General features: G+C 39.9%; 6 protein-coding genes. 5 read left to right on the forward strand and 1 reads right to left on the reverse strand.

What is annotated here, in order from left to right:
• Window positions 1-178: 178 nt before the first annotated feature.
• Window positions 179-874: a 4'-phosphopantetheinyl transferase family protein gene (locus CXF74_RS09915; RefSeq protein ID WP_101082290.1), complete on the reverse strand. Its 696-nt coding sequence runs from the start codon at window positions 872-874 to the stop codon at window positions 179-181.
• Window positions 875-1,246: 372 nt separating this feature from the next.
• On the opposite strand from CXF74_RS09915, the gene CXF74_RS09920 reads away from it, so the two are divergent.
• The 5 genes from CXF74_RS09920 (at window position 1,247) to CXF74_RS09940 (ending at window position 13,107) form a co-directional block, all read left to right on the forward strand.
• Entirely contained in the window at window positions 1,247-2,245 is a 999-nt protein-coding gene (locus CXF74_RS09920) for an AraC family transcriptional regulator (protein WP_101082291.1), read from the forward strand.
• 138 nt (window positions 2,246-2,383) lie between these two features.
• The gene (locus CXF74_RS09925; RefSeq protein WP_101082292.1) at window positions 2,384-3,352 is read left to right on the forward strand and encodes a helix-turn-helix transcriptional regulator; all 969 of its coding nucleotides are present in this window, start codon (window positions 2,384-2,386) and stop codon (window positions 3,350-3,352) included.
• A 248-nt stretch (window positions 3,353-3,600) separates the two neighbouring features.
• Window positions 3,601-5,568, forward strand: coding sequence for a TonB-dependent receptor (locus tag CXF74_RS09930; RefSeq protein ID WP_101082293.1), 1,968 nt, complete (start codon window positions 3,601-3,603; stop codon window positions 5,566-5,568).
• A gap of 4 nt (window positions 5,569-5,572) precedes the next feature.
• Entirely contained in the window at window positions 5,573-6,847 is a 1,275-nt protein-coding gene (locus CXF74_RS09935; RefSeq protein WP_101082294.1) for an MFS transporter, read from the forward strand.
• Between the two features lie 110 nt (window positions 6,848-6,957).
• Window positions 6,958-13,107, forward strand: coding sequence for a non-ribosomal peptide synthetase (locus CXF74_RS09940; RefSeq protein ID WP_101082295.1), 6,150 nt, complete (start codon window positions 6,958-6,960; stop codon window positions 13,105-13,107).
• Window positions 13,108-13,140: the final 33 nt, after the last annotated feature.

The following is a 13,140-nucleotide window of genomic DNA, read 5'->3' on the forward strand; positions in this document are numbered from 1 at the left end:
ACATTCAATGCCGTGAAAATATAAGTGCAGACAGTAATTATATTGCGTTGATTAACGACCATAATAAACCTGAAAAATCATCCACAAAGTAAGCCGTTAAACAGGCTCACTAAGTTTACAGGGCGTTTGCTTTTTTAATTTTACTCTCCTCCATTTATTTCTACGCATGACTTCTAACCTACACAGAGATAAAAGTAATAATATTATTATCAACCCATTGATATTCAAATTCATAATAGCGAGACGTATTATGGCTATTTTTAATCATTAGTTCTAAACGCCCTACCGATGTTTCTATATTTAAATCAATCAATTTGGCATCTTGAAATTCTAGGTATCTTTGTATGTTGGGATAAATAGCTTTAAACAAGCTTTCCTTAACAGAAAAAATAAGCGTGATTAGTTGCACATAACTCAATGGTGGCTGATTAAACCACTTAAAATCTTCTTGATGGCAAATTAAATCTTGAACTTCATTTGCTTGGCTTTCAGTAAATAGCGTTTCTATATCGATGCCCATAGCACTGTTGTCTTCTGTTAACTTCGCGCAGGCAACAGCAAAAGAAGCGTTATGTGAAATCGATCCAACAATGCCTTTAGGCCATACCGGTGAGCGATGTTTTCCTATCGGAATAAGCGTTTCAGGGAAGCCTAATTTTTTCAGTGCGACACTCGCTAACGTCCTCCCAGCAATGAATTCAGCCTGACGCTTCGGTACAGCCGCCTTTAACCTAGCCGGTAATATAATTTGTGCCTTTCTCATATGAAAGGCACTAAATTTCGTAACATCAAAGGCGCATAAATACACATGCCCTTTCGATAACTCTATTTGGCGAAATTCCGACATAAATGACATAACTTCACTTTTATTCATTTAAATATATGGCCTTATCTCATTGATAACTATAGATAGCGTCATTATAGGATACCTATAAAGGCAAGAGAAAATCAATATGATTCTCCTGATAAGTTATCATTTATCGATGCAAGACTCACCACAAGTATCGCTACTCAAATTAGACAAAATAACATTTAAAATTACTTCCAATCCGAGCAGACAAACAAACATTTCCTCTACAAAATAGAGCCTCTGGTTAAGATACTTGAAACGTCATTAAATACTATTTAATGAAAATAGAGACACAAATATGCGCATTATTATACAAGAAAATTCCAAACTACAGTGCGCTATGCTTACTCACGAACGAGCCACAATACGTCGAGCTATCAAAGGGAAAATTACGATATGAAATCTTGTTCAAGCTCCATACCTATTATCAATATTATTGCTAATCATGAGCAACTACTGTCTAGCTTTAACAGCGACCCTTTAGTGAAACCTGTTGGTGATTGTTTAGGTTGCCAAATACATACCTTTTCCGGATATGGTGGATGTGCACCTAGTCAAGCGAGTCATTCTCCTAAAAAGGCTTGCCTACGCATTCTCACAGTGATCGAAGGAGATAATATTGACTGGCACAATGGAAAAGATGAAGCACAGCGATTACAAAAAGGAAAAAGTGTACTCATCTTTTCACAGAGTGTCTTTAACGATATCTTTATTAGTGAAAATGAGAGTTATGTAGAGATTGCAGAAATTCGCTTTGAATGCAGTTATCTTGTCGATATTTACCAACACATGAGCCTCAAATTTCAAGAGAGTGACATCAACCCAAAAACTTATAATATACCTTTAATCTTTGATACCATCATTGAGATCCAGCAGTTTACCAATCAATTACAATCACAGTTGGCGGGCAAAAAATCTAGTGTTACCGACAACTTACAGCCCGTCTTACTTGCCTATCGCTGTTTATCAAAAGTATTTAATCAACTCGAGTTAATTAAGCATAATAAGCATAATAAAGCAGATAATAAATATGCCTGTTTATCGAGTCGCACACTCAACAAAGTACGAAAAGCACACTCTTTGATAACTACTAAGCCAGGGGGAGATTGGTCTATAAAAGAGATTTGCAAAGAAGTCGGCACCAATGAAACAAGTTTTAAGCGTGGTTTTAAATTCCTTTTTGACAATACCTTCTCTAAAGTATTGCAACAAGCACGCATGGAAGTGGCTGCTAAAGAGCTGCTAGATACAGAGAAACCCATCATCGACATTGTATATAATATCGGTTATTCCAGTCCTTCTTATTTCAGTAAATTGTTTAAACAATATTTTGGAGAAAAACCTCTTCAATATCGTCAAAGACGTCAGTGCTTTCTCTCTTTTAAAGATGTCTAAAGGAGGGAAATCCTGACCAAATTAATGACAATACAAATATTTAAGTAATACAATCAATAGTTTCAAGTATTAAAAATATATTGTATTGCCAACCTTTTGGATGATAATATATATCATTACCATTTAAAGGTTGTTATTATGTCCTACTACCGCGTTCCTTTTAATTTGGATCTAATGAAAGAATCCATACAAACCGACGGGAATATTTTATTTAAACATAGCGAGTGTGAGTTTTCTTTACGTTGCAGTGCAGTTAATGAAGAGCTGCTTCTGTGCCTATTTATAGGTCAATTTTCTGCACCTGTTCAATTAGATAGTTCTGATAAAACGGGGTGTGATACGGTTACCATCATGCTCAATTTGGGTAATGCGGTTTATTATCAGATTGATAGCCTCAAAGCTCCGAGAATTTTTCCAAGTAACGCCATTGCGCTATGCTACTCTGACACGAGAGCCGGCTTATGTCGCTATCAACCTCAGTTTGCAAAACTTTTTTCATTACAGGTACCAAGACAAGTCCTACTTGAATATCTTAATATTATGCAAATAGGCTTACTCACCCAAAAAAAGCTACAACAACAAGCGCCATTTTTAATCATTAAATCGGCAAACACTCAGTTTAATCATATTGTTGAAAAATTATCAGAACCAACAATGAGCGCCAATACTAGCTTACATCGCCACCTTACATACTCTTTCATCAGCGATGCGACACGCTATCTACTACAAGAGGAAGTCAGCCCCAAACCGAGTTATTACGGTGAAAACTTAGAGAGTGCGATTGATATCTTGGATAAAGAATTTGTATTGCCACCGACTATCACTCAATTAGCGCGCAGAATAGGAACTAATGAAACCTCGCTAAAACAGTGGTTTCGTAAAGAATTTAATACCACTGTCCATCAATATATTATCCAACAAAAAATGTCTAAAGCCGCAAAGCTTCTTGCTTTAAAAGAACACTCTATTTCCCATATTGCCTTAGAAGTTGGTTATTCCAATCATGGGCATTTTGCTGCTACTTTTAAAAAAGAGTTCGGCTGTAGCCCTTCTTCATACCCAAGTACGAATAAAAATAATGCACAGCGTATTGATCTCAATGGCTAGGAAATCACTCATACTTCCGCGCTATTAAACTTTGACTCTCTCTCGCAACAGCACCCAATTCACTCCTATTTATATTGAAAGTTAATCTTACAGAGAATTTTTAATGAATTTCAACCACGAAAACACAATCGCAATTGACATTCATTATCAAATGACCGATTGCGTTTTTTTTCCGTCTTATTGCGTTAGCGGATAAAGAGGAGAATTTGCAATATACATCCATCGATCTAAACCCCAAGGAAAAGAAGATGCACAGGAAACACCCTAAATTATCTAAAATTACGCTATGCATTGCAATGTCGACATTGTGCAGTAACGCTTTTGCTCAAGAAAATGAGCAAGAAGTAATGATTATCGAAGCAACAAAGCAAGGTACATCTATAGGCCAAGTCGATAATTCAATTATTGTTAAAACTGGCGAAGAGTTAGAAAGAGCGGGTATACATGAGGTTAAAGATCTTGAAAAGGTTTTCCCAGGTTTGGTCATTCAGACTCGTGGTAACCGTACATATGCCAATACAACAATAAGAGGCATCAGCTCTTCAGATTTTTACTCCCCCACCGTTAGTATTTATGTCGATGGTATCTTGCAGGATGCTGCTTATCTTACCCAGCAGTTACAAAACGTCGAACATATTGAATTATTAAGAGGCCCACAAGGCACCTTATATGGTGGTAATGCTCAAGGCGGTATCATTAACATTGTTACCAATAAAGCAACCCGCCAACCAAAGGCCTCTGCGAATGTTTTATACAGTAATTTAAGTCGTCAGCTAGACGGCTCTGCTTCTGTTGCCTTAAATGACACAATATATGCAGACGTCGTCGTTCGTGCTCTACAGGATGAGGGTAACATTACGCATCTGCCTAGCAATACAGAGAAAGCTAACGAAACAAAAGAAATTAGTGGCATGGCGCGTTTACATTACCTTTCCGATGACTCTCCTATTAACGCCACTTTGTCTTTTTCAGCAGGTGATCTCAATAGCCATGAAGAATGGTATCTGACTCAAAGTGAATTTGATAAAAAAGAAACGAACCAAGATATTCCGGAGCTTGAGCGAGTTGTGAATACGATCTCCCTCAATGTTGGTTATGATTTTGAAAATAGCACTGTAACAAGCATCACGGCTTACCAAGACAGAGCAGTAAAGCGTACCTTTATCGGTGGCACATGGATAGAAGATCAGGGCACATTCAGTCAAGAGCTACGAGTGAATACACGTTTCAACGATTCTTTGACGATGCTTTTAGGCGGGTATTTTGAAAATCGTCAATTGGATGTTAATTCAGGTGCTCAAAACAATATTTCAACAGATACATACGCATTATTTGGTCAGTCCATTTATTCGCTAACCAGTGCTGTTGATCTCACTTTAGGCCTTCGCGCCTCAAGAATGTCGACTAATTCAAACTACGCAGAAAACGCGGCTTGGGGCATTAACGAATACGACCAAAGTAAATCTGAAAATGTCGTTTCTCCTAAAGCAGCTATCGGTTGGCAAGCGACTCAAGACACCCGACTGTATACCTCTGTAGCAAGTGGTTACCGCCCAGGAGGCTTCAGTGCTGTACCACGTAGTAATGGCGACAAAGATGGATTTGATGCCGAAAAATCTCTCAATTGGGAATTAGGTTGGCGCACAACGCTGTTAAATAATACGCTAGCAATAAGTGGCGCACTGTATTTAATTGAAACCAAAGATGTACAGCTTTATACCGGTACACCAGGAAGTAAAACACTGAGTAATCATGGTAATGCGACCAGTCAAGGTCTAGAACTAGAGCTAGCCGTTTATCCAACTGATGACCTCACAGTAACACTGGCCGGTACCTCAGGAAAATCGACCTTTGAATCTGGTAATGCAGGTCTAGAGGGAAATCGTTTACCTTACGCACCGGATACAACGGCAACCTTCGGTCTAGAATATTACTTAGCACAAACATTAGTAGAAGGTGATATTTCGTTAGTCTCCAATGCTCGCTACACATCAAAAATGTATTTTGATGAGCACAATAGCCAATCACAAGCGGGTTATGCATTGGTTGATGTCGCGCTTATTTATGACTTCAACGATCACCTCTCTTTCCGACTATTTAGTAACAACGTGACAGATGAAGAATACAAAACCTACTCCTTCTCGATGAGAGGTACTTCACTGAGTAACTACGGTACGGGTCGAGAAGTAGGACTCAATGCGAAGATGAAGTGGTAAACAAATGAACTTGTCGACTCGCCTGACTTGTGGCTTAAAACTGTCTTCATTACTTTCGATTATGGCTGGCGTCTATACGACTCAAAGCCTAATTGGCATGTTTACTTTGCAGGGGCTGCCTGCTTTATTAAAGTCTCAAGACGTTTCTACCTCACAAATAGGGCTTTTCTATCTTGCGATACTTCCTTGGGCATTAAAATTCCTTTGGTCTCCGCAGTTAGAAAAAATAAGAAAAAAGGGTAATGCATTGAACAATCACGGCTACCTCGTGCTTTTCGCACAGGTCGCTATTTTATTCATATTAGCAATACTGGCTTTTACTCAAGCTTTACATGAATTATCACTTTTATTTTTATGTGTTTTTGCACTGGCAATATTTTCTACTATTGCCGATATCAGTGTTGATGGATTAGCGGTAGATCAACTACCTCAAGCGAAGAGACGTGTCGGCAATGTCATGCAAGTGGGTGGCGCATATCTCGGCGCCATCTTTGGCGGAGGCCTGTTTATTTATTTAGCAGGTACAGTCGATTGGAAGTCGGCGCTGTTTGCACTTATGGGTTTAGTGGTCATCATGTCGCTTCCTACGCTTAAGTTATTTAAATGCAAAGCGCAGCAATCAAGCGTAAAAGAGACATTTGTTCCGTCTCTTAAAAATGCATTTTTAAATAAAAAAGTAAGGCGTGGACTGGGGCTCATTCTGTTATGCCAGATTGGCACTCGTAGTGTGTTGTCTATGATGATGCCTTTCCTCTATGAAAAAGGCATTAGCCTAGAAAATATGGGACTACTTGTCGCAGGCGGTGGCGCATTAACAGGTTTCATTGGAGTCGCTTTGAGTGCTTGGGCAATGAAGCATATCAATGCCATGAAAATGCTCACTATTTGTTTATGCGCAGAAATCATCCTGTATAGCGGTTTCTTTTTATATTCTTCCTATCTTATCGATATTTCTTATTTATTAGAGGTACTTTTCATTCTTAATGCCGTCATATCGGCAGCCAAGTTTGTCGCCCTTTATACGCTGATGATGGAATGGTCTTATGGCTCACAAGCGGGTGTCGATTATTCATTATTCCAATCAATGGATATGATAGTAACCATCGTGATGGCAGTCATATGTGGATTGCTCATCTCATATCTTGGCTACGCAGCACATTATTCTCTCGCTATTATAGCAAGCTGTTTTGCACTCTATCGCATCACACAACCTTCCAATATAAGACCTCAAACTCTATTTAACGAAAACACGCTAAATAGGCAAAAAACTAACCAATAAACAGGTAAGCCCGTGTCATCGGGTTTACCTCTTCAATCATTTATCTGAGCTGTTGAAAAAACAACTGGCTGGATTTTTATCCTCTAAAATTTACCAAAGTAGACATCGCTATGATCAATAAAAAAAATATAATTTCACAGTTTAAGCAAGAGATTTGTCTTTTCGTTGCTATCCACCCCGCTTCACTCAAAGACTCTGATAACCTTTTTGAAATTGGTCTCGACTCTATGTTTCTGATGCGCATGGTTAATAAATTTCGACGCGCAGGACACAAAATAACACTGAAAGAGATGTATGAGCATCCAACCATTTGCGAGATTAAAACACTGGTCGAACGTAAATTTTATGCCAACAGTCAAATTAATAAAGTAACGCCCTCCTCGCAGAGCTACTCGACAATGAACGATGGCGCTCCTTTTCCAATGACCCCTGTTCAACTTGCTTATTACATTGGCAGAGAGCCAAGCCAACCACTAGGTGGTAATGGTTGTCATCTATACCAAGAATTTAACACCGAGAACCTTGACCTTGTACAGCTTAACCTAGCAATAAATAAGCTCATTCAACGCCACCCAATGTTAAGTGTTAGCTTTCATAGTGATGGCACTCAACGTTGGATAAAACCAACAGATAAACAAAAAATAACAGTACACGATTTGAGTCTTCTCTCTGTAGAAAAAGCGGATCATAAAATGATTTGTACCCGTAACAAACTTAGCCATCGTGTACTCGATGTACAACACGGGCAAACATTCGACATTCAAGTGTCTGTTCTCAACAATCAACAATATCGAGTACATGTAAATATCGATCTATTGGTGATGGATGCATCAAGCTTCAGTTTGTTTTTTAACGAATTATCTGCCCTATTAAAAGGTGAAATGCTTCAGGATATACCCAATGATTACGATTTTTGTAGCTATTTACAACAAGAATCATGTGAACTGAACATACAGAAAAAAAATTCATATGACTTTTGGAAATCTCAATATGCAACGCTACCAGCAGCACCTAATTTACCGTTAAAAATCGAACCTGCTCAATTATCAAAACCTAAGTTTAGTCGCCGTAGACATTCATTAGAGAAAGCAGAATGGGTCAAACTGCAGCACCTCTCGGCGATAAACCAAGTCACACCAACAATGGTATTAGCAACACTTTACTCTGCTGTGTTATCGCGCTGGAGTGGCCAGAAAAAATTACTACTAAATATCACGCTCTTTGATTGTCATCCGTTCAATGAGCATGTGGATAAGATGTTGGCGGACTTCACTAATATTTTATTGTTGGATATAAACATCAATGAGGCGAATGCTTGCGCGCTAATTAAAACGCATCAAAATCGATTTTCAGAACTTTACGAACACCGAATGATCTCTGGGGTCGAAGTATTACGAGATCTTAAAAAAAAGGGGACTCACCCACATGGAGCGCCTGTTGTTTTTACCAGTAATCTAGGGAAATCACTCTTTGGAGACGATATCAACGGGCCACTTGGCCAGCTAGGCTGGGGAATATCGCAAACACCACAGGTTTGGCTAGACTTTGTCGCGTTCAAGTATGACGAGGGCATTAACCTTCAATGGGATAGCATCGATGATCTGTTTCCTGAAGCGCTTGTAGATACTATGTTTCAGAGTTTCACGAGTTTAGTCTCATATATGCTAGACAGTGAAGCACATTGGAAAAAACCTTTACCTGATTTGCTGCCAAAATCACAAAAGGAGATCCGAAAAGCGCTAAATAAACCTCAGGCTACAGCACCACTTGGTTTATTACACGAACGTATCTTTGAACAAGCAGAAAAACACCCAAATCGCATAGCGATCATTAGTGCGAATAACAAACTTAATTTTGAATCGCTTGCCTTACATGCGAAAAAACTTGCGTTGCAGTTAATCAACGCGGGATTAAAAACCGGTGATCACATTGCAATCAGCATGAAAAAAGGACCAGGGCAAATTGTTGCCACACTAGCAATCCTTTATGCCGGTGGAGTATATGTTCCTATTGCACCTAACCAGCCATTAAGCCGAAGAAAAGCAATCTGTGAAAGTGCCAAAATCCGGATTGTAATACGTTGTAAAATGGCGCAAGAAACCATGGTATGGACTAACGCCATTCATCTAAACTGGCAAGATGTCAGCATTGAGACACTACAACAACCTTGCCAAGGTCGTCGCGCACATGACAAAGCGTACATCATTTATACGTCTGGTTCGACGGGGACTCCAAAGGGTGTCGTCATTTCACACCAAGCAGCATTGAATACCTGTATTGATATCAATACACGCCATAACGTCACACATACAGACCGGATTTTAGCCCTATCAGCGTTGCAGTTTGACCTTTCTGTCTATGACATTTTTGGTGTACTGGCGACGGGTGCTGCTTTGGTATTGCCTGAAGAAAACCAACTTCGTGATCCAATGGCCTGGAATAACTTAGTACAAGCGCACCAAGTTACACTGTGGAATTCCGTACCCGCTCTTTTTGATATGTTTCTCACCTTCTGTGAGGGCATGAAATTCACCACACCATCTAATTTACGTACTGTCATGCTGTCTGGAGATTGGATTGACCTTTCACTACCAGAACGCTTACATAGATATAATTCAGCAACAACATTTAGTGCCATGGGTGGCGCGACAGAAGCGGCCATTTGGTCCAATGAATATATCGTCAAAGACGTGGACCCAAGCTGGCAATCTATCCCCTATGGATACCCATTAACAAATCAAGCTTATCGCGTTATTGATGAAATCGGCAGAGACTGCCCAGATTGGGTCGATGGTGAACTTTGGATCGGAGGTGTTGGTGTTGCATTAGCGTATTGGAATGACAATCAACTAACATCACAAAAATTCATTGAGCAAGTTAATGTTGAAACAGCAGAAATTCAACGTTGGTATCGTACGGGAGATACTGGTTGCTATTGGCCAGATGGCACACTCGAATTTTTAGGGAGAAAAGACAATCAGGTCAAAGTAGGAGGTTACCGAATAGAGCTTGGTGAAATAGATGCGGCCTTTAGCCGTATTGCAGGGATTCGCCAAGGCGTTTCATTAGCACTCACTCAAGGAGACCGAAAAGATAAACAATTAGTCGCTTTTATCGTCACAGAAGGGACTGATTTACATACTGCGGTACAAGCACATCCAGCACTACCAAGCGCATATAGTGATCTGTTCCTAGAGCATGGAGGTTATTCACAAAGCGCACAGGAAAATTCCCAGATTGCAGATTTCTTACACCACCATTTATCAACCCAAGTGTCTGACACGGTTCAGGCTAAAACGGTAGATGAATGGATGCATTCGTATAACACCACGGAACAGTATGCCGACTTATTTAAGCAATGGTTAGCGTTGCTTTCAGATCGTGGTTTGGTCTCTAAACATAGCCAAGGTGACACCACGACTTACCAATTACTGAATAACACAGATCTTAACAATCAGCTATTAATAGGAACACAATCTAGCCAGCTACTTGCGAAAATACTAAGAGGAGAATGCGACGCTTCTGAACTACTCGAAAGCCAGTTATCTCCTGAGGCTATGTTATTTAAGCAAAGTGATTTCCAACATCAGTTACAGCAAATTATTACGGCTATTTCAACGCTTGCAAGTAAATTGGGAGAAGCGCTGAACATGATTGAAATAGAGTCACGAACAGGTCTTCTAGCGGATCATATTACGACTATTTTAGGCGCCCAAAAAGTTCGATATAGCGCATTCGATTCCTCACTTGCAATGACTCAGCTCGCCACAGATCGTTTAAATAGAACGGCCCACGCAGAAGCGCGTCACATAAGCAAAACGATTCCAGAGACACTCAAAGGCAGTGCTGACGTACTGTTGATCAATAACGTATTACATCGTCAACAGCGCCCTATTGCGTATCTTCAGCATATCAAAACATTACTTGCTTCTGATGGCTTAGCCATTGTGACAGAAGTCACCCTGTTAGATGATGCATCATTGATCAGTGCCCAAGTCATCGAAGCAACAAAACCCAGTTTGCTGTCTGAACATTTCTTATGCGACGCTTTTAAGCAAGCAGGCTTGCACCTAGAACATCAAAGCACTGTAGGAAACCATGCTCTATATGTACTGAGAAACCGCAATCCAGTGTTCAAAGTCGATACCACTAAACTTATCGCTAAATTAAGTGATCAACTGCCTCATTATATGATCCCTAAACGATTTACTTTTATGGAGGCGCTACCACTAACAGAAAATGGCAAAGTTGATCGTCAATCACTGACTAATGCCACCCTTGCACAATCTGAAAATAATATTGAAACGACACCCTTAACGACCTATAACGAAATAATTCTCGCTAAAATATGGGGCTCACTTTTTAAAATGGATCACATTAATAAAGAAAGTGATTTCTTCCTTATGGGGGGCGACAGTCTTCTTGCGACCCGTTGCATTGCTGAGTTACAGAAACACGCATTGCAAGGAAGCCTTAGCGAATTATTTACAAAAACCACACTCAGTGATTTTGCTACAACGCTGGTGCCTAGTGTACAAAACACATTGGTTAAACAGGATCCTTTGAATATATGCTTAGAGGATCGACATATTCCCTTTCCTTTGACGGAAGTCCAACAAGCCTATTGGATAGGTCGTCAACAGGGATTCTCCTTGGGCGAAAGTAGTTCACAATTTTTTATAGAATTCAGAGTCAGTGAACTTAACGTAACACGCTTTAATCAGGCAATAGACAAGCTGGTTGCACGCCATGACATGTTGAGAGCAGTGGTTCGAGATCACCAACAACTCGTTTTGTCCCTGGTACCTTCGTTTGCTTTGAAATGTCATCTATTTGATGACATTAATGACCCACAAGCCGACATTATTCGCGATACATTATCGCATCAGGTTAAGAATCCCGAGTGTTGGCCTCTATTTAGTATTGAAGCAATAGTGAATCCGTTACAAGAAGCACGCTTGTTTATCAATCTAGACAATATGATGCTTGATGGTTTAAGCATGAAAATTTTCTTATCTGAACTTGAAATCTTCTATCACAACAGCGCGCCTAAACTCCCAAAATTAAATGTGACATTTAGGGATTATGTCAATTGGAAACATAGCGAAAATAAATTAGCTAAAAATGAAAATCATCAAGGTAAGGCCTACTGGCGTGATCAGTTAATAAACCTTCCATCTGCGCCTAATTTACCCATTCAGTCAGATCCAGATCAAGTACACAAACCTAAGTTCATTCGAGTAGAAACAAAGCTCAGTCCTGAAGAATGGGCAGCACTAAAAGAGATGGCAGCCAAACAAAAGGTGACCCCTTCAGCCATTCTTATGTGTGCTTATGCGACGACGCTATCCGCTTGGAGTGATAATAAAGCACTTACACTTAATCTAACCCTGTTTGATAGAAAACCCGCTCATCCTCAAATAAACCAAATAATGGGTGATTTTACCACTTTATTATTACTGGCATGGCACCCAGAAAATAACTGGTTAGCAACTTTAAAACGCTTGCAAGCACAGTTAGCAGAAGATCTTCAGCATAGTGATATTTCAGCGGTATGGGTGATGAGAGAGCTTGCTAAGCAACAGAGCGCGACAAATACCTCGATGCCAGTGGTATTTACCAGTGCACTGGGCACATCGGAGGGCGATTTTATGCCAAGTTCAGATTGGCTAACACCTACTTGGGGTATTTCTCAAACACCTCAAGTATGGCTTGATCATCAAGTCTATGAATCTTCAGGATACCTATGCCTCAACTGGGATGCGGTTGAAAGCTTACTACCTCAGCCACTTCTAGAGAAAATGTTTAGCCATTACATTGCGTTACTCAAAATGTTAGCCCGAAAACCAGAATGCTGGTCGATGCCGTTAAATCAACTTGTTAGCGAGCAAAAAAACATATCCCGTTTTACAAAAAAAGCGCCGTCATCAACCTTATATGTAGTCAAAGGCAGTGACTTCGATCCTATCACAATAGGTAAGATCCAAGCGGTTTTCTACCAGATAGTGAACCTGTCTGTGGGTGAAAAAGAAAACTTTTTTGATGCTGGGGCTAATTCGTTACAACTTGTTCAATTACACGGTTCACTTCACAAGCTTGGCATGATTCTGTCTGTTACAGACTTGTTTACATACCCATCACCTCGTTCGCTCGCAACAGCCCTGACAGGGAAAGCAACGTTTTCAAATTCTCCAGATACATTAAAACTCAGACAAAAAAGACAATCAAAGAGAAAAAATAATCAGTACCAAAGTACTTAGTCGTCATATGTTCAGCCTTTGAGCTGAACACTT

The sequence above is a fragment of the Psychromonas sp. Urea-02u-13 genome, from assembly GCF_002835995.1.
GTDB lineage: Bacteria > Pseudomonadota > Gammaproteobacteria > Enterobacterales > Psychromonadaceae > Psychromonas.

Coding starts and splice junctions, on each gene's coding strand:
- CXF74_RS09915 (WP_101082290.1), bottom strand. CDS start 874: ATGAATAAAAGTGAAGTTATGTCATTTATGTCGGAATTTCGCCAAATA.
- CXF74_RS09920 (WP_101082291.1), top strand. CDS start 1,247: ATGAAATCTTGTTCAAGCTCCATACCTATTATCAATATTATTGCTAAT.
- CXF74_RS09925 (WP_101082292.1), top strand. CDS start 2,384: ATGTCCTACTACCGCGTTCCTTTTAATTTGGATCTAATGAAAGAATCC.
- CXF74_RS09930 (WP_101082293.1), top strand. CDS start 3,601: ATGCACAGGAAACACCCTAAATTATCTAAAATTACGCTATGCATTGCA.
- CXF74_RS09935 (WP_101082294.1), top strand. CDS start 5,573: ATGAACTTGTCGACTCGCCTGACTTGTGGCTTAAAACTGTCTTCATTA.
- CXF74_RS09940 (WP_101082295.1), top strand. CDS start 6,958: ATGATCAATAAAAAAAATATAATTTCACAGTTTAAGCAAGAGATTTGT.